13 protein-coding genes are annotated in these 20071 nt (G+C 50.0%); 1 reads left to right on the forward strand and 12 read right to left on the reverse strand.

What is annotated here, in order from left to right; genetic code table 11:
* Positions 1-134: 134 nt before the first annotated feature.
* From ACJ8MK_RS03200 to ACJ8MK_RS03210, 3 genes are read right to left on the reverse strand one after another with little or no spacing between them, the layout of a single operon-like run.
* The gene (locus ACJ8MK_RS03200; RefSeq protein ID WP_016928415.1) at positions 135-1511 is read right to left on the reverse strand and encodes a TolC family outer membrane protein; all 1377 of its coding nucleotides are present in this window, start codon (positions 1509-1511) and stop codon (positions 135-137) included.
* Positions 1512-1513: 2 nt separating this feature from the next.
* On the reverse strand, positions 1514-2845 hold the full coding sequence (locus ACJ8MK_RS03205; RefSeq protein WP_033637755.1) for an HlyD family type I secretion periplasmic adaptor subunit: 1332 nt from the start codon (positions 2843-2845) through the stop codon (positions 1514-1516).
* A 52-nt stretch (positions 2846-2897) separates the two neighbouring features.
* On the reverse strand, positions 2898-4670 hold the full coding sequence (locus tag ACJ8MK_RS03210; protein ID WP_033637754.1) for a type I secretion system permease/ATPase: 1773 nt from the start codon (positions 4668-4670) through the stop codon (positions 2898-2900).
* 636 nt (positions 4671-5306) lie between these two features.
* On the opposite strand from ACJ8MK_RS03210, the gene ACJ8MK_RS03215 reads away from it, so the two are divergent.
* The gene (locus tag ACJ8MK_RS03215) at positions 5307-8297 is read left to right on the forward strand and encodes a beta strand repeat-containing protein (protein WP_033646762.1); all 2991 of its coding nucleotides are present in this window, start codon (positions 5307-5309) and stop codon (positions 8295-8297) included.
* Positions 8298-8503: 206 nt separating this feature from the next.
* On the opposite strand, the gene ACJ8MK_RS03220 is transcribed toward ACJ8MK_RS03215, so the two are convergent.
* The 9 genes from ACJ8MK_RS03220 to ACJ8MK_RS03260 form a co-directional block, all read right to left on the reverse strand.
* The gene (locus tag ACJ8MK_RS03220; RefSeq protein WP_060387819.1) at positions 8504-9829 is read right to left on the reverse strand and encodes a cellulase family glycosylhydrolase; all 1326 of its coding nucleotides are present in this window, start codon (positions 9827-9829) and stop codon (positions 8504-8506) included.
* Between the two features lie 98 nt (positions 9830-9927).
* Positions 9928-11322: an undecaprenyl-phosphate glucose phosphotransferase gene (gene wcaJ, locus ACJ8MK_RS03225; protein ID WP_033638709.1), complete on the reverse strand. Its 1395-nt coding sequence runs from the start codon at positions 11320-11322 to the stop codon at positions 9928-9930.
* Positions 11323-11449: 127 nt separating this feature from the next.
* Positions 11450-12823, reverse strand: coding sequence for a phosphomannomutase CpsG (gene cpsG / locus ACJ8MK_RS03230; RefSeq protein ID WP_103798767.1), 1374 nt, complete (start codon positions 12821-12823; stop codon positions 11450-11452).
* A 63-nt stretch (positions 12824-12886) separates the two neighbouring features.
* A complete protein-coding gene (locus ACJ8MK_RS03235; protein ID WP_033637751.1) occupies positions 12887-14302 on the reverse strand; it encodes a mannose-1-phosphate guanylyltransferase/mannose-6-phosphate isomerase in 1416 nt (471 codons plus the stop codon).
* 68 nt (positions 14303-14370) lie between these two features.
* Complete coding sequence (locus ACJ8MK_RS03240; protein WP_103830112.1) at positions 14371-15435, reverse strand: glycosyltransferase family 4 protein; 1065 nt, start codon at positions 15433-15435, stop codon at positions 14371-14373.
* Complete coding sequence (locus ACJ8MK_RS03245) at positions 15432-16493, reverse strand: glycosyltransferase family 4 protein (protein ID WP_103772481.1); 1062 nt, start codon at positions 16491-16493, stop codon at positions 15432-15434. Before ACJ8MK_RS03245 ends, ACJ8MK_RS03240 begins: the two co-directional genes overlap by 4 nt.
* A 31-nt stretch (positions 16494-16524) precedes the next feature.
* A complete protein-coding gene (locus tag ACJ8MK_RS03250) occupies positions 16525-17859 on the reverse strand; it encodes an O-antigen ligase family protein (protein WP_033646766.1) in 1335 nt (444 codons plus the stop codon).
* Positions 17859-18998 (reverse strand): glycosyltransferase family 4 protein, encoded by a 1140-nt coding sequence (locus ACJ8MK_RS03255; protein ID WP_103772482.1) that lies wholly within the window; start codon positions 18996-18998, stop codon positions 17859-17861. Before ACJ8MK_RS03255 ends, ACJ8MK_RS03250 begins: the two co-directional genes overlap by 1 nt.
* Positions 18999-19026: 28 nt before the next feature.
* Positions 19027-20043 (reverse strand): hypothetical protein, encoded by a 1017-nt coding sequence (locus tag ACJ8MK_RS03260; RefSeq protein ID WP_033646768.1) that lies wholly within the window; start codon positions 20041-20043, stop codon positions 19027-19029.
* Positions 20044-20071: the final 28 nt, after the last annotated feature.

Here is a 20071-nt window from a genome sequence, read left to right on the forward strand (position 1 = left end):
GGGCATAGACGCCTCTTCAGGCAAGGAGAACCGCTCCACTAATCAAATAGCGTCGCGTGATGAAAGGGCACATCCATCGAAAAAGAGCAGCTCAACGCTGCTCTTTCAGATTAATGCTTATAGTGAATATGTTGCTAGCGACTGCGGGCAAAATACTGCGCTACCCGCATAACATCTTTTTCATCCAACGTACCGGAGTCGCTCAGCAAGGTAATCCACGACTTGATGTAGGCGTACTTGGCGGAGGCCAGATCGCGCTGGGCACTATAGAGCTGCTGTTCGGCGTTGAGCACGTCAACGTTGACACGTTGCCCGGCCAGCACGCTTTGCCGGGTCGCCGTCACCTGTGTGGTGGCCGATTGTACCGCCAACTCATAGGCCGCCACCTTGGCGCGGCTGCTGATGCACAGATTGTACTGCTTGCGCAGATCGTTGAGCGTGGTGCCCGTCTGCGCATCCATCTCATACATCGCCTGGCCATAGCGCGCCGCCGCCTGCCGGGTCGACGCCGAAACGCCGCCGCCGGAATAAATAGGCATGCTGACCTGCACGCCGATGCTGTCGGTGCGATATTTCTGGTTAACCGTGTTATCGCTGCTGGAGTCGTTTTCCGAATGCGAAGCATACAGCTGAACCTGCGGCATAAAGCCCGCCCGATTCCTTTCAACGTCATACTTGGCGGCATCCACGCCATGACGCGAGGCGGCCAGCACCGGGTTATTCTCCAGCGCGATCTTTTGCCACTCTTCAAACTTGGACGGGATCAGCGGCGCCACCTTGAACTTGCCCGGCCGCAACACCTGCAATTCATCCAGCTGGTTCAGCGGCATGCCGATAATCACTTCCAATTCGCGCTGCGCGGCATCCAGCGCATCGCGCGCTTCGATGACCTGCGCTTCGGCCAGGCTGTAGCGCGCCTGGGTTTCCGATACGTCGGTAATGGTGCCTTCACCGGCGCTCATCAGGCGATCGTTCAAGGTCAGCTGTTCCTTGTAAGCCGCCTTTTGCGCTTCGGCCAACGCGATTTGATCCTTGGAATAGGCGACTTCGACATAGGCGTTAATCACCCTAACCGCAAGATCCAGCAACTTACCGCGATAGCGCTCGTCCGACATCATCGTCTGCGCGACGCCGGCTTTGTAGCGCGCGTACGCTTCATAATCGAACAGCGGCTGCGTCAGCGTGATCGAACTGGAATAACTGCGATATTGCTGCCGCCGGGTGACCTCCGAAACATTGCCGAAAAAGTCGCTCTGCGGATATTTTTGCGTCTGCCAGTTGCGCGGCGAATTCTGATAGTTCAGCGACACTTTCGGCAGCAGCCCCGCCCTGCCGATGTTTTCGTTCTCATCTCCCGCTTCTTTCTCTTTTATAGCCGCCCGGAAAGTCGGGTCCTTTTCTAATGCCAGCGAATATGCGTCTAAAATCCCTATCGAATAAACCGGCGCAGATATCGCAAACAAAAGGGTGCCGATAACCAGACCGGCAGCCTGTCGTTTTGATTGAATCAAAATTATTCCTCGGTTAATGAAGTATGAGCGCGATCCAAAATAGGTTTAAACAGATAGCTCAGCAGCGAGCGCGACCCCGTTTTCACGAACACCTCCACCGGCATCCCCGGCTTGATGTCCTCGCCACTGAGCATCTTCATGCCCTCCGGCGAGACCGTGACCTGCATCTGGTAGTAAGGCTCGCCGTTGGCTTTGTCGACCAGGCGATCGGCGGAAACCAACGTGACCGTTCCCGGAATTTTCGGGGTTTTGTTTTGGTTGAAGGCGGTAAACATCAGATCCACCGGCAACCCGTTGTACACCTTGTCGATCAGGTCGACTTTGAGGCGAGAATCCACCACCAATGTCGCCTGGCTGGGTACAACGTCCATCAGGTGGTCACCCGCTCCCACGACGCCCCCCTGAGTGAAGATATTCAATCCGACCACGGTGCCGTCCACCGGTGAGGTGATGGCAGTGTTGCCCAGATCGAAATCGGCCATTTGCAGCTTATTGCGAAACTCGCTGGCGTCCATTTGGGTTTGCGCCAGTTGCGTTCTGACCTCGCGCTGATAGTCGGCGAAACGCTGGTCGATACGCTGCTGAGATTCCTGCAGCTGCTTTTGCAGCTGGCCAATCCGCCCGACGGTTTCATCGATGCTGCTGTTCACCTCGGCAAACTGACGCTGCACTTCCAGGTAGCGGTTGCGCGGCAGGTAGCCGTCCGCCGCCAGTTGCTTCATGCTGTTCATCTGCTCACGCAGGCTGGAAAGTTGAATCTGCTTGTTGGCGCGCGAATCCTGCAGGCCTTTCAATTGGAAACGAATCCCGTCCATCGACTGCTTATAACCATCAATTTCACTTTGCAGCCCCTGCCGGCGGGAGGCGAACAGCTGCGTTTGCAACGCGATGATTTCAGCCACGCGCGGCTGAGTTTTGATCTGGGCAAAAATAGGGGAAAAAGTGACGTTGCTCAGACCGTCGCGCTCGGCGAGTAAACGCCCTTCGGTGGCCAGCGTGGTGTAGTACTGGTCGCGCAGGGAATCGACCTGCGCCTGTGCCTGCACCTGGCTCAACTGCACCAGGACTTCTCCGGCTTTCACCTTGTCGCCGTCTTTCACCGCGATATTCTTGATGATGCCGCTGGCCGGGGCCTGCACCGTTTTGCGGTTGCCGGAAACGGTTACCGATCCCGGCGATGCCACCCCTTTATCCAGAGGCGCGAACGCTGCCCAGGCCAAAAATCCGAACAGACCAATTCCCACGACCAGCCAGCCCATCCGGGTAAACCGCCGTTCATCCTGCGGGATCTCTTCAATATACGAGTCTTGCGGCTCGCCAATGTGCGTCGACATACCAACTCCTTTAAACTGCGGACGGCAATAAAGCCGTCAGGCAATTCACGGCTTAATTAATTTGCGTTTTCGGGATATTGCCTTCATCCGGCTCGGAATTTACCGCCCTCACCGCTTGCTGAGGCGGTTGCGCCTGCGCTTTTTGCGCATTGGCTAACGCCTGAAGCACTTGTTGAGTCGGGCCGAATGCGTTGACGTTGCCATTTACCAGGAGCAACAGCTTGCTGGTCATCGACAGCAAATTGGTGCGATGGGTAATCAGAACCACCGTTTTATTACGTTGCTTGAGGAACATAATGGCCTGGTTCAACGCTTTCTCGCCCGCATCATCCAGGTTGGAGTTAGGCTCATCCAATACCACCAGCGAAGGGTCGCCATACAATGCGCGCGCCAGGCCGATACGCTGTTTCTGTCCACCGGAAAGCCCAGCGCCACCGTTGCCGAGCACCGAATCGTAGCCGTTAGGGAAACGCAGGATCAGTTCGTGCACGCCGGCCAGCTTGGCGGCTTCAATGACTTTCTCTGAGTCAATATCGTTAAAGCGGGCGATATTCTCGGCGATAGTCCCGGCAAACAGCTCAATGTCCTGTGGCAGATAGCCGATATACGGCCCCAACTCATCCTTGTTCCACTGATAGATGTCGGCATTATCCAACCGAACAATCCCTTCGCTGACCGGCCAAATGCCGACCAGCAAACGCGCCAGCGTCGATTTCCCCGACGCGCTCGGGCCAATGATCCCCAGCACGTCACCGGGCTGGATGGCAAAACTCACGTTATGCAATACCGCATCGCCTTGGGATCCCGGCGGCGTGGCGGTGACGCCTTCTACGGCCAGCACCCCTTCCGGGCGCGGCAAGGACATGCCGGTACCCCGTTGCGGATGCGTTTCCAGCAGCTTGACCAACCGGCCATAAGAAAGCTTCGCCGCGCTGTAGCTCTTCCAGACGTTAATAACCTGCTCAATCGGCGCCAGGGTTCGCCCCATCAGAATGGAACCGGCGATCATCATACCGGGCGTGATGTGCCCATCGATCGCCAGCCAGCCCCCCAGCCCCAGCACCAATGATTGCAGCGACATGCGCACAAACTTGGTGATCGACGTGACCCGCGATGCGCGTTCGCTGGCGATGCGCTGACTGTTCAAGAACCGCTGGTGCAGACCGAACCACCGGCGTTTCAGGTTGGGCAACATCCCCAAAGCTTCGATCACTTCGGCATTGCGCAAATTGGTGCTGGCCAGCGTCCCGGACATAATCGACAGCTTGCTGGCTTCCGCCAGCGGCTTTTTCGACACCATTTCGTTGATCACCGCCAATGCGATCAGCAACAGCGCACCGACCAGAGCGAAAAGCCCCAACCAAGGGTTAAAGAGGAATATCACCAACAGATAGATTGGAAACCACGGCGCATCAAAGAAGGCGAACAGCGCGCTGCCGGTGAGGAATTGGCGCAGATTGGTCAAATCGCTCAGCATCTGGCCGGCATCAGACGAGCCGTTTTTCAGATTCGCCTCGTAGGCCGCGGTATAGACTCGCGTGTTGAGCCGCATATCCAGCTGGCTGCCGATGCGGATCACCACCATGCTGCGCACGTATTCCAACAGCGACATCATGCCGAACATGCCCAGCATGATCAGCGTCAGCATCAACAGCGTGATTTCATTGCGAGAAGGAAGCACCCGGTCATAAACCTGGAGCATATAGATAGAAGGAACTAGCATTAATAAATTAATAAATGCGGTAAATATGCCAACGGTCCAGAAAACCTTGCTGCGAGTCCGTATAACATCCGCAATTTCATTGCGCGGTATAAATTGATTCACTTTCTGCCCTTACATCATGTGCACTGTCAGTCAAAATCCGCATTGATTTTTATGAGATTAACCTCACAAAAAAAGCCCCCAAACATGCTCAAGACTGCAGCTGCTTTTTCATTAACTATAGATACACATTTGGAATTCCAGCAAGGCGGCAGACGAAAAAAACATTCCTCAAAAATTCAAAAAAAAACCAATATAAAGCAAAAAGTTATCTAAACCTGAATGACAGGACACCGCCCCCCTTTCCCACGCCCCGGCAAAGTCACACCGCCACCACTGGAAATAATTAGAAATCTAATAATCCCCACCGTTAAAAAAACAACCAAAATCATTGCACTCATAAAAAATATTAATCAACTGCGACAAAAACGCGGGATTAATTGACAACACAATTAGTTATAGAAAAACCAAAACAATAGAAATAAAAAAAATCCTATAGCCTTGACAAAAATCTCATCAGCTCCTTTGATTAAAACGTGAAAGCAACAATTGGCATTAGTATGTCATTTTTATATGCCGTTGTTTTCACAAGCTTTAATACTAAAAAATCTGACCAAACCTCTTCCTGGCACGGCTATGGGGGGCCGGTCACATCTTTCTTATGTCCGTAGAAAATGGGTACATCCAAAGGGGTAACGTATGGCCACATTAGTAGCACAGCAAAAAGCGGCTGCTTTTTTCCTTGCAATCTCTGGAAAGAATATTGATACCGCGGCGTTAGATTACTACTCGCAGAAAATTGAAACTTCTGCACTTTCTCTGGAGCAAGTTGCGCAAAAATTCATTACCGGCACCTCAAGCCTGAACGGTCTGACGGCTTCTCAAATCGTAACCAAGGTCTACACCGCAGTGAACGGCAGTGCCCCCAGCAGCAGCGTGCTTGCCGATCTTTTAGCGGGCAACCCCACCACGGCATCCGTTGTTGCCAAGGTGATTAACGACGTACTTAGCTACAGCGGTTTTGATTCAACGCTGCTGACAGCACAGAGCAATTTCGAAGCTCAAGTCGAAAAAACCCTGTTCCCTGTCGCGACAGCCGCATCGTCGGCCGGCGCAGCTGACGTTCAGGGTGTTTTCCATGTCGTGGGCTTAACGCAAACTCAGGACGGCATTACCTACTGGGGAACCGTATTGGCGCAGGGCAGCAAAACGCTGGCGGCGGTCGCACAAACCTTCGTGAACAACAGCCCGCTGAAAACGTTAAGCGATAGCGATTTCATCAACGCCATCTTCCAAAACAGCTATGAACGCGCACCAACTTCGGCCGAAAGCAGCAGCTATCTCGCCTTGCTGAGTGGCGGCTCGACTCGCGGCGACGTCGTAGCTCAAGTGATCGCAGCACTGAAGGGCACCGTTGCCGCCGGCGATACCACGGCCCAACAGCACTTCCAGGCGGCGACACACGTGTGGCAACCGGGTGAACTGCCGGCTCTGAACTATCAAGAACAAGTCGCAGCGGCCTTCCTGGCAATTCCTGGCCGTGGCGTCGATGCCCGCGGGCTGGACACCTGGAGCAAAGAACTGTTTGCCGGTAAAACTTATGCACAGGTCATCACTACCCTGATCAATTCAGCAGAGTCGCAAAAGAAAGGCGCTCAATTGACTGGCGATGATTTTGTTCAGCATATCTTTACCCTGGTGCATGGCACCGCCGCCACCGCTGCGCAATTAGCCAGCTATGGTGCGCTGGGGAGCAAAACGGCCATCACGCAGGCTATTATCAACGACCTGCGCAGCTCCGTCGCCACTGACAGTGCCACCGTCACTCAGCAGCATGGCTTCGAATACGATATCGGTACCAGCCTGCTGTACAAAACCGCGGCGTCTCTGACGGCAACGGCCGCCGGCGGCAACGCGACGGGCACCGTCAACACTGGCGCATCTCACCAAATTAGCAATGCCGAAACGGCAGTGTTGACGGATGTGCAACTGAACGCCAATGCCGCCAGCATCGTGAACCTGAAGTTCGCCGACCACCTGGCGAATCTGACCATCAACGGCACCAGTGCAGCAACGGTCAACCTGTCTGACAACGGGGTTAACCCTGGTGTCGATATTACCGTTAACAATGGCAACGTGATTCTGAACGCCAGTTCCGGGAATGATGATGTCATCGTAACGTCGACGGCCAATATCGCCACGGGCACCGGCGACTTTAACCTTGGCAACGGCAACGACTCGCTGAAATGGGCGGGGAATGCGGCAACCGGCGCAGCCAACACCGTCGGCGCCGGCATCTCCGCTAATGGCGGCGCGGGTACGGACTCCATCTCCGCCAACTTCATCACCAAAACCGTGGTGACCAACCAAAACGCCCTGGGCGTTCGTACCAGCACCGTGACCAGCAACGCCAACAACTTCTCGAACTTCGAGCAGATCGACCTGACCGGCTATATCGGCAAGTCCGTCGGCACGCTGATTACGACGCCGCTGATCGGTTCACCGACTACCACCAGCGTGACCACGCCAAACAACACCTTTGACTTTGGCCTGACCAACGGCACGTCCACGGTCGAAGGCACCACCGGCGGCACGGTTACGCAGAACGCAGCGGCCACCAATCTCGGCACTCAGGGGTTTGTGGTCTCCGGTCTGGCTAACGTCAACGTCATCAACGCCGCCGGCGGCAACGCCGCGCAGTTGGCAGTGAAAGGGGACGCGACCGCTGCCAGCACGCTGAACTTTACCTTTGTCCAGAACGCCACCAATCACTTCGACATCAACTTCGATGCGGTGAGTTCCGCCAATGTGAACGCCGGTGCCATCACCCTCAACAGCAGCAGCAGCCTGATTGGCGGTACTGCATTGAGTACGGTGAACGTGGCCTCGGGCGGTACCGGCAGCTTTGACAATATTCTGTCATTGGCCGGTACCAATGCGCAGGTTCAGACCATCAACGTGACCGGTGATCACGCGCTGGATCTGACGGTGGGCAGCGGTTTCAGCAACGTGCGTGATATCAATGCGTCCACCAATACCGCGGGGCTGAATCTCGACTCCAGCCATGGCGGTACCGGTGACGGTATCATCATTCAGTTGCTGAACATTCTGCCGCTGAGCGTTGTCACCACCAACCTGTTGGCACCGGTGTTGACGGCGTTGGGCCTGAACGGTTACCAAATGACCGTAGAAGGTTCCAGTGCTGCCGATACTCTGGGCGTGATTGGCAACACCACGCTGACCGGCGGCGCAGGTGCCAACACCTACGACATCAAGGCCAGTAACACGCAGGCGGGTGTGACCATCAAGGACTTTAATAGCCTCAAGGACTCGATTGTCGACGTGAACCATGGCGGCCTGACTATCTCCGATGACGCCAGCGGCACCGCGGTAGCGAACTACGGTACGCGTTCTGCCGACACGTTGGATGCATTGTTGGGGACACTGGTGGGCGGTTTGACCAATGGCGTTATCGGCCTGCTGGGCGGTATTCTTGGCCTGGATAGCAGCAACTCGCTGACGTCAAAAGTAGGTGTGGCATCCGTTGTATTCAGCGGTGGCGGTAACACTGCCAGCTCTTACGTGATTATCGACAACAACGATAACCACTCGCTGGACCTCAACGATACCGTGGTATACCTGACTGGGCAAAACCACCAGCAATTGGTGGATACGCTGCACTACGCGTAAGCGTAACGCCTTCACCAAGCGCCCTGATTATTTATTCAGGGCCGCATGGAGAACGGCAGTTATATACTGATGCCAGCCGGCTATGCCGGCTGGCTTTTTTATAGGCGGCAAATGCAGGCGAATGACGAAGCAGCAAGCCGCTTATGACGCTGGACAAAAAAAAACCGCAAGCTTAATAAGCTTGCGGTTTTTTACTCACAGCCTGCCTACCAGGGCGAGGCAATCGGAGCACTGGAGCGCATCATTACCGGTACATCGCCATCGGGCGCAGCCGTATTCCCCTGAACCTCTTTGAGCGGCGTAGCACTTTGGTTTTGCGGCGCCTCACTCGCCATAAAACTGCGCAAGCCTGAAGAAATACCGCTGGCAGGCTTAGCCACCGGTTTTTCCTGCCAGAATAGCATCGCATGTTGATTATTCCCTTTCAATGCGATGGAAATTTTACCGCCCGGCAGCACTTGGTATTTCTCAACGGAATACGATCGCGCAACATCTGCGACCTTACTTAAAGCCAGCATCGACGGCTTCGGTTGACCGTTTCTCGTCAGCAGCCCAAATCGATGTTCATTGATTTTCGGGTTGTCTCCATCATCGAGCAAATCGTACCACCATATCCCTTTGATAAAGGGCCGCGATTTGGCCAGGAAAGTATATTTCACCACATATTGCGCAGCCACATCTTTTGATAACCCGCCTTTACCGTCATAGGTTGGCACGCCGATTTCCGTGATATAAATCGGCACCGTCTTACCTGCTGCCTTTGCAAGCCGGGCCTCGAATTTATCCACGACGCCGAGGTTCCCCTCAGGGGCCCGTATAGCGTAATTATCGTTGCCATAGGAGTAAGGGTGGATGGAGAAACCATCGACGTAATTCAACACGCCGAGTTTAACGATGTTATCAACCCAGGAAGGATCGCGGGTTCCTGTTGGGTTGGCCGTTCCCGTAATGACAATTGCGTTGGGATCGGCCTTTCGAACCGCAGCAGCCGTAGCTTTCACCAACGCGACGAAAATCTCCGGCGGCGGTGGCGTGCGCGGCTTCGGCTTAATCGCAGTGGCATTCGTCCATTCGTTCCAGATCTCGTAATACTTGATCTTGCCTTTATATTTGGAGGCCGTCCAATACGCGTAGTTGGCAAAAGCCTGAATGGCTTCAGGCGTCGTTGGATAACCCGATGGATCGTAGAGTTTGTTACCGTACGCCAATACTAATAACCCATTCAGACCAAATTTTGCCTGGGCATCGTTAAACGCTTGGTCGGCCTTTTGCATATTGCCGGTTATGACATACTGCCCTTTTTGCTGTTCCAATCCGCTCCAGGGAAAATCCGCTCGATACGACGTGAAACCGTAACGCTTAATCAGATCCAAATATTTATCCGGATCGTTGGGGTACCAGCGAAAATGCGCATGAACCCCGACTTCGAAAGCCAACGCGTTCGCACTGATAAACATCAGCGGCAATGCGAGGGCCAGCGATGAAGCCGCCCCCTTCCAGCACCTCAGTTTACGGTTTGTTTTAGTCAACATCTGACCGACCTCCAGTTTTAAAAGAAAAATGAACTGTCTCAACATCCCCAGAGATCAGGAAATCCACATTTCCCAGGCGCGACATCCTTAAAGAAAATCTAATACGCCGCTTTATTAATGAATCCCTTGAAAATGGTCAGGAAGACGATTTTAATGTCCAACCAAACGCTCCAGTTACGGATGTAGTCGAGATCGAACTCAACGCGCTTTTGCATTTTTTCCAACGTATCCGTCTCGCCACGCCAACCGTTGATCTGCGCCCACCCCGTGATACCCGGCTTCATTTTATGGCGCAGCATATAGCCGTTGATCAACTTTCTATACTGTTCATTATGTGCCACGGCATGCGGCCTTGGGCCTACAATCGACATGTCGCCTTTCAGTACATTGACAAATTGCGGCAATTCATCCAGAGAGGTACGACGCAAGAAGGAGCCGACCGGCGTCAGGCGCGCGTCCCCTTTTTTCGCTTGAACGACTTTATCGCCATCTTCCATCACGGTCATCGAGCGGAATTTCCATACCTCGATGGCCTTGCCATCCATGCCATAACGCCTTTGTTTGAAAATGATGGGCCCGGAAGAGGTAAATTTGACCATGCAGGCGATCAGCAACAGAACCGGAGAAATGAACAGCAAAATAAATATTGACAGAATGATGTCTTCAATACGCTTAATTACCTGATTAATCCCGCTCATTGGCGTATCGAATAACGAAACGACGGGAACGCCATTAATCTCTTCCGATCGCGACTGTAATATGTTGAACGTAAAGATATCCGGGATCAGCATCACTGAGCAGGTCGTATCAGAAAGATCCGCGATCGTATCTTTGATCAATTTTTCCTGCTCCATCGACATTGCGATATAGACCCTATCGATACGCCCACTTTTCGCGTCGCTCACGAGCTGAGACAAGTCGCCGCAGCGTTCGATTTTGCTGTTCAACGGAGAATTATCGTTGTCGTAAATGCCCAACACTTTAAATCCCATCCAGTGCGCGTCACGTAAAGATTCTGCCAGACGAATACCGACGGGCATCGCGCCCATGATGGCCACATTACGGGTATTGAAGCCAATATTGCGCATGTATCCCAAGAGCAGCCGGATCACGCTGCGCGTAATGACCAAACCGCAGCAGACCAGCAGATACCATTGGATATAGACGGAATACTCGTTATTGAAGACATTTATCAACGCCACCGTTCCTGAGGTCAACAGCAGGCTCAGCGACCAGTTTTGCAAAATGAGCTGGATCTCCAGCCCCGCACGCACACCACGCCACGAACGATAAAAGTCAGTAATCCCACCAATCATTTGGAAGATAACGATCGATATTAATACCATAATCCAGTGTTGCACGCTAAATGCGGCACCGGAGATTAGGCAAGACAAGTACAGCCCGCTAAAGATAACGAAAATATCAGAGAAGCGCTGAAGCATTGAAGTAAGAGACGCATTAGTATGCAACACGCCCCGACGGAAACCGTTCATAGATAACTGCCTATTAACTATCATAGTATAGATGCCTTTTGTTAGTTTTCTCTGGTACCTATATCGCTTCACAACGCTGGGCATATACCGCTCGCCCAGCATTAAAATATAGCTTTAAAACCAGAGATCAGCGTCGAAGCAAGGCCAGTATTTCCTCTGTTTTTTGCTGCATCAGTGCAGGATTGGCTCGTGATTCGACATTCAAACGCACCACCGGCTCAGTATTTGAGCTACGTAAATTAAATCGCCAGTCTGCAAATTCCAGACTAATGCCATCGGTCGTGTCAAATTCCAGTGCCGAAGGCTGATAGCGATTGAGTACTCTTTCAATTGCAGCTTTTGGATCTTGCAGTTTGCTGTTAATTTCACCCGATGCTGGATAAGCGATCATTCGATCCCCGACCAACTCCCCGAGCGTCTTGTTTTTAATGCACAGCAACTCAGCAACCAACAACCATGGGATCATGCCGCTGTCGCAATATGAAAAGTCGCGGAAGTAATGGTGGGCGCTCATCTCACCACCGTAAACGGCATCTTCCAGGCGCATACGCTCTTTAATGAATGCATGGCCCGTTTTCGACATCACCGGCACCCCGCCTGCCTGCTTGACCACGTCGATGGTGTTCCAGCTCAAGCGCGGGTCATGAATGATCTTCGCCCCAGCGTCTTTCTCCAGGAACGCCTCCGCCAACAAGCCAACGATATAGTAACCTTCAATGAATCCGCCGTGTTCATCGAACAAGAAGCAGCGATCGAAATCACCGTCAAACGCGATTCCCATATCCGCCTTGTGCGCACGCACTGCTTGCGCCGTATCTTCCCGACACTCCGGCAGCAGCGGGTTAGGGATACCGTTGGGGAAATTGCCGTCAGGCTGGTGGTGAACCTTGATAAATTCAACCGGCACCTGAAGCTGCTTGAAACGCGATTCGACAGCATCGATAACGTGACCTGCAGCGCCGTTGCCGGAGTTGACGACCAGCTTCAACGGTTTGAAGTTAACCGTATTCACATAGCTCAACAGATGATCCACATATTCTTTTTCAATCGATATTGTTTCGTAGCTGCCGCGTCGGGTCGGATCCACCGCAGCGAAGTTATTATCTTCTGCCAAACGCTGAATATCACGCAAACCGGTATCGCCGCTGATCGGTTTAGCCTGGCTACGCACCAGCTTCATTCCGTTGTAATCCATAGGATTATGACTGGCCGTCACTTCTATGCCGCCATCGAGACCTAAGTGGAAAGTGGCAAAATAAATTTCTTCCGTCCCACTGACGCCAATATCCAGAACATTAACCCCGGCATCGCGCAGCCCTTCCGCCAACGCGAGTTTCAGTTCCTCGCTGGTCAAACGGATGTCTCCCCCGACGACAACGCTTTTAGGTTGCAAAAACTCCCCATATGCACGGCCGACACGATAGGCAATATCGTTGTTCAGCTCTTCACCCAGCTGCCCGCGAATGTCGTATGCTTTGAAACAAGTCAATGATTGAGACATGTTGAGATCCTTACCAAACGTAAATACAGTGATGCGGCTCAAATATCCACCGCACCAAAATGATTAATTATGCTGAGCGGAGTCGCCGATTCGCACGATATCGTCTTCTCCCAAATAGGCACCCGACTGAATCTCAATCAAATCCAGCGGGATTTTTCCCGGGTTTTCGAGAGAATGTTCGACCCCAAGAGGGATATAAACGGATTCGTTTTCACTGATCAGTTGCATTTTACCATTGGTATGCACTTTGGCAGTGCCTGACACCACCACCCAGTGTTCCGAACGATGATGGTGCATCTGCAAGGACAATTTCTCGCCTGGCTTTACAGTAATGCGGCGCACCTGGAAGCGATCGCCCTGCGCAATCGCATCATGTTTGCCCCACGGACGATAAACTTCACGGTGCTGTTTGCTTTCGGAACGCTTTTGTCGCTTCAGTTGGTTGACGATTTCTTTTACGTCTTGGACGTTATCTTTATCGGCAATCAACACGGCATCTTTGGTTTCAACCACAACCAAATTGGTCACCCCGACAGCGGCCACCAATTTATGCTCCGCGCGAATATAGTTATTTGAACAGTTATGCTCAAGAACATCACCGAAAGTAGAGTTCCCTTTTGTGTCTTTTTCACTGATTTCCCACAACGCAGACCATGATCCAACGTCATTCCATCCCGCATCCAGGGGTACGACGACAGCATCGGCAGTCTGTTCCATCACGGCATAATCGACAGACTCATCCGGGCAGGCAATGAATGCATCTCGGTCAACGCGGATAAAGTCCATATCGGGGGTCAAATGCGCAAGCGACTGCTTGCACGCGTCCAGAATATCTGGGCGGAAACGGCCTAATTCTTCCAGGTAACGGCTGGCTTTGAACAAAAACATACCGCTATTCCAGAGATAGTCGCCGCTGGCCAGATACTGCTGCGCCGTTTCAAGATTAGGCTTTTCGACAAAGCGCGAAACGCCGCAGATACTGGAACCGTCGACGCTGGTACCTTTTTGAATATACCCATAGCCCGTTTCCGGGCCCGTCGGAACGATGCCGAAAGTAGCCAGTTTTCCCGCTTCAGCATAGGGAATTGCCTGATTGACCGCATCGCGGAAAATCGCTTCGTCCTGAATGACGTGATCCGCGGCCAATACCAACATAAGCGGATCGTCACCGCTGGAAACCGCCTGCAAAGCGGCAAGCGCAATCGCCGGCGCCGTATTACGCCCTACCGGCTCCAGAATAATATTATGCGATAAACGCGTGATTTGGCGCAGTTGTTCGGCCACGATAAAACGATGCTCTTCGTTACATATAACAAGAGGATTAATAATCTCTAACCCTTTAAGCCGCATGACTGTCGTTTGCAACATGGAAAATTCATTGCACAGCGCTAAGAACTGTTTGGGGAATAATTCACGAGAAAGCGGCCACAGGCGACTCCCTGTTCCCCCAGCCATAATAACAGGATAAAGGTTACTCATTTTTACTCTCACCGATTAAATATAAATAGTAAAAAAATTATTTTCATTCCAAAAAACGGATGTATCGATTATCTGTAATGACGATAAGTATTGGATATCATTTTTTCTGAAGTAAAATTAGCATTGTAGAAATCGACACAGTCAACTTTCATTGCACTCCAATCGCGTTGGTCGCGAGCTTTCAATATCTCAACGGCCTCATCGGTCTGATTGGTCGTAAACAGATACCCCGTAACGCCTTCGCTCACCACCTCCGGCAATGAACTGCAGCGGCTGGCGACAACGGGCAACCCATAGCTTTCAGCTTCAACGGCGACCAGACCGAACGACTCCCATCGGCTTGGCATCAACAACACGTCGGCGTAGGTGAAATAAGGCGCCATCTCTGCCGAAGTCAACCAACCTTTAAAATCCATCCGGGCATGTGGCGCCGGTTGCTCTTTTGCGTGCACATTGCCACCGACGATCGTGATTAGAAATCTGTCATCCAATTCGTCGGCAATCCGCTGAACCAAATCAAATCCTTTTTGATAATCAAAACGGCCGACAAACAATATATTTATTTTATCTTGGCGATAAGGATTGGTATCATCCGACAGCGTTACAGGGGGTTCAACGCCATTATACACCACAGTCAAATTATCAGGACTCAATCCGGCCATCAGTGCCGTTCGTTTCTCATATTCGCTGGTACAGATGATAACATCGGTATTCTTTTGCAGAATTTTTTCTATCTTGGCATAAACCTTCTTTTTCTTTTCTGATGTGTCCATCAGGAAAGAAAAAGCATGCGGACAATAAATAATTTTAGGCCTGCATGTCATTCTTACCAATGGCGTTAACAGCCGGCAAACAACCCCCGCAAAAGTACTGTGGACGTGAATGACATCCGGTTTTTCTTTACGCACCATCTGGATATAGTTAATAGCCAAAGAGATAAACGAAGAAATATTTCTCCCTGTCCGCGTAAATACCTTCATTTTTTCTGCGGGGAAAGCGCCAATCTCACGGTATTGACTATCGGGCAACACACAGTAAAAATCAAATTCATCATTTTGCTGTACAAGTTGTCTAATTACCGTAGCGACGCCACCCTTCACTGTCTCGGCGACATGCAGCACTTTTTTTTTCATTGCATAGATCTCGTCATTATCTCGCTCAACGCTGCTGCCGAACGCATCCAATCGAAACGTTTGACATTCGTAAATCCCTCAGCGATTAAAATTTGGCGCAACGCTTCATCCTGCATAATCCGCTCCAGTGCCTGTTTCATTTCCAGGATGTTTTCCGGATCAAAGTACAATGCACTCTTCGACAATACCTCGGGCATAGAAGCCCGATTGGACGCTACTACCGCACAACCACAAGCCTGCGCTTCTAACGGAGGAATGCCGAACCCTTCATATAAAGAGGGGAACACAAAGGCGCGAGCATGAGAATAGAGTTCTACAAGCTGTTGATCGCTCACACGCCCCAAAAACTGTATGTTATCGTTCGTTGCAGTTCCTTCCGTCGAAAACCCAACATCCGCGAAGTTCTTGTTGGCGGCCCCAATGATTTTCAGTGTCACTTCCTGGCCGTTTGCCATTTGAGAGAAAGCGGCAATCAGACCATGAAAGTTCTTATGATAATTTGGAGACGAAACGGCCAATAAATAAGGGCGCTCTGTATTGGATGCCGACGCTATGGGTTTAAACTGCTCGGACACCGCATTATAGATTACGTAAATATTATTTAATGGGTAGTCAAACGCCTGGCTAATTTCTTTTTTAGAAAATTCGCTAACTGTAATCAACGCCTTACTGTGACGCAACATCAGGGGAACAAAGTTATTATAAACGAAACGAAACTTTGCAGAGTAACTTTGCGGATAGCGTTTATATATAACATCGTGATGAGTAACAATTTTATTACGATAAAAGATCGGAGCCGTATTGCAAAGATTTATTAGAAGTGGGCTTTTATTTTTCTTTAAAAAAGCAGGAAGCTCTACCTGCTCCCAAAAGTGACCGCTTTTCTTACCCACCACCTGAACATTCAATTGCGACGCGATATCGTGGTGAATAATGTTAGGTGGCGAGACAAAAACGACATCATGCCTAATCTTACTCAGCGCAAGGCATATTTCCTGAGCGAACCGCTGAACCCCTGTCAAATCCTGCGTTAAGAATCGCGCATTGACATAAATCATTAATTACCTCGCAATTTTAAATAATACCGTGTCAATGTAGCGATTGAACATAACCTACATTTTTTCTTGAGCGACTCACGGAACCCGTCTCCGGCGTTCTAATCGATAATAACAAAATCGATATTATGATTGCGAATATATAGCCTGGATAGTTTGTCAACGGGTTATTATAAACGAAATTCATCGAAAGCGAGATCATCCAGTATAGGTAAACACTGGGATTAAGGCCAAGACGAGTACGCTGATAAAGAATGCCAAGAATTAACGTAGCGACAATAACCAGAAGGATAATGCCAACATTACCGTAATTCGACAACATGTAGATATACATACTATCAAGCGGGATTGAGTTCGTATTGTCATCACCAACCACCGCGTTGCCATTCACAGCGTACCCAGCACCGATAAATGGCGAATACTCACTGTCAGCTCGCACGGCTTCTATATTGACCGTACGAAGTAAAATGCTGTTCTCCGCGTAAGCATTCTCCTTCGGGAATATCATCTCATAAATACTGTAATTGGTCGTCGTAATATAAAAGAACAGTGACAAGACCATCGTTACCATAGTGACTGAATTCAGACTAAAACGTTGAGAGAAAAAGCGTCTCAGCATCAGGAACATGATATAAAGCAGTGCCATGATAATCGCCGTTTTCGATGTTGAAAATGCGATCCCAACCATAATGAGAAGAATATATTTCTTGCGATTTTTTTCGCTTACATAAGGCGATAATACCAGTGCAAAAAACAGATATTCACTGAGGCTGAATGGCCCGGTGAGCAGACCAAAAGCACGTAATTGCCCCTGAATGGTGCGTAACAGAAGACCATATTCTTTACCAAACTGTGTCAACTGTGGGCCAGGGTCAAAACCGATTAGCGCATAAAGCAGGCCTGCCAAACTGGATTCGGCAACCGCAAAGAGCGCATTCAATACGGCAAAGAAAATATAGTACTTAATGATTTTATTAACAATCTCGACACGCTCATTATATTCAAAAAGAAGTAAAACGGCGGCAAAGAAAAAAGAACCGAATGTCAGTAACTCTAAGCGAAACTGAACGATAGAGCGGAAGAAATCAAACCTGCCGGTGATCATACTTAAAAGTACATAAACTAACGAGAAGATCACCATCGACAGGAAAAAGATCATTACGCTTCTACACTGTTTTGACACGTTAGGGTTACGCGCAAAAAGCAAGATTAGGACGAAAACCGGCACTGCCATGGCAAAAAAGTCTTTATATAATAAAAGTGCCCTGGTCGACATATACGCAGCGACGGTCACAACGCCATTCAATGAGAGCAATGTCATGTACATCAGCAAAAGAAAAACAACCAACGACTTTGTCGATACCCTCATTATGACCCTCTATACACGCTCTCATAAGCATCGGTTATTTTTTCTAGTTCAAAAAACGAACGACGCGGTTTGTTGTTATTTTCTCTCACGACGCTAACCACACTGGCGACAGAAAAATCTTTTAGCTCGAAAATATTATCATAAAAAGCTGCGATTTCTGCCACTCCGCCATTGAAAGGCGTATACACAACCTTACCAGAGATGGCCGATTCCGCAACGGTTCGCCCAAAGGGCTCATTCCATCGCGTTGGTAGAACAACGGCGTCAACCTGCGTCATAAACTCTTCAATCTTGATAAAGCCAAGCAAATGAATACCTGCCTCCAACGCTAACACCTTCAACTTCTCGCCAGCGGCGTCACCATTGAATCTGCCGGCGGCGTAGAATGCAACCTGCGGATCGCCGCTGGCCTGTTTTGCCAGAGCACAAAACTCATCAAAACCTTTGTCTTCGGTGAGGCGACCGACAAAACCGATCCTGACCTTTTCGTTGACGGTCGGTACATACTCTATCGCGGCGACAGGGTTGTAGATATGCGTATGTACCGCGTTGCGCGCAAATCCATTTTCCCGATGCAAGGCGGAAATATATTTACTTATGCCAACAAAAACGTCTACGCGCTGACTGGCTTTTTTCTTCAGAAAAGATGCGATGCGCACTGCAGGCGACTGTACGTCCATATTTTGACCATGTTTAAACAACGTGCCGTTCGGATGGAATAGATAATAATCGCGAGTCGTGTGTACCACGCGCGCCCCCAGCTTCTTGGCCACTCGCCACGCTGCGACGGAAAAACCGCTGAGGTTGTTGGTATGCACCACATCCGGAGAAAATTTGCGCAGCTCCTTACGCATGGCACGAGCCATAAATGGATTATAAGAATCAAGCAGATGCCACACCGCTTTCTTTAATTTGCTTGCCGAAGAAGCCTGAAATGGCCAGTACATATTTTTGAGAGGTAAATAAGCAATATGAACGCCATTAAGAGTGTCATATTTTATCTCATCAAATTCATGAAGACAAAACACACCAACTTCATGCCCGGCTCGTTGCAGGCTTTCAGCCAACAACTGAACTGATACTTCAGCACCACCGATTTTATAAGGAGCATAAAGTGTGTTAATTAAAGCAATCTTCATTTTCCATCACCACGGTAAATTTATAAAATTAAAATTTGTTTTTAATCAGCGTAATATCCGCGTTTTCATAACTCTCATAGTTTTTATAAATCGCGTTAACAAATCCACTCCACTCTGGCGATAAAACTTTCTCATCAAGAACGTAAGCGATTATTTTAATTTTTTCATCATATATTTTTACGAGATTGTCATACAATGATGAATAAAATCCGGCTATACAACTGACGTTTTCACCAGCCACAATGGGATAAACCTCAAAGGGAAAATCCAACCGACGGACCTCTACAGACTTTCTGATTTCATCTATTTTCTCTTCACGCTCGCGGCGGTGGGGAATATAAACAAGCTCGGCACCCATCTGATTTGACTTTAAGTCATTTATCATTCTTAGCGTCAAGTCAATATCATCAACAGACGTTACCCCTGCCTCATAAAGCGGCGTACCTATAATGAAGACCCTGTTCTTTCCATCAGGAAGACTGGCCAGTTTAGCCTTAAAATTTTGGTAACTGTGCTTAACGACCACATCTCTTTTTGAAACATTACCTTCGATGTCATAAACAGAGAAAAAGGTTATTTTTTCTCTCTCATTATTGGTCATACCAAGTGACTTGAGGAAAACCGACTTCACGACGCCCCGAGCAGTGAGATTATTGTAGCGTTTAATTCTGAGCGTTGCCGTACCATCATCCAGCAGGACCACATTTCTTCTCGAATATTTATGCGCTAAAATCCAAAAAACCCTCGCGCGATACTCACCGGCAATCAAAGTGACAGTTTCCTTCGCACTCACCACCGATGTTACACTCTTCAATTGCCGTTTAATATCAAAAGCATTACCCAGTTTCCCTTCAACATCAATGGTTTCCAGGGAGCGATGCTTAATCATGTTCAACAGATAAACAATCTGCCCGTGATTCAACGCAGAATTGGCCGAACGCTTATTGACAATCAGCAGATCGAGCACAATGTTCTTCGCATCAAGATACTCAATGAGATTAAAAGCCTGAAGCGGTGACTCAATATACGCAATGTATTTACTCATATTTCTAATATCCGATTAAGCTACGGGC

Origin of the sequence: Serratia sp. CY38905 (genome assembly GCF_052168875.1) — a bacterium.
GTDB classification, from domain to species: domain Bacteria; phylum Pseudomonadota; class Gammaproteobacteria; order Enterobacterales; family Enterobacteriaceae; genus Serratia; species Serratia sarumanii.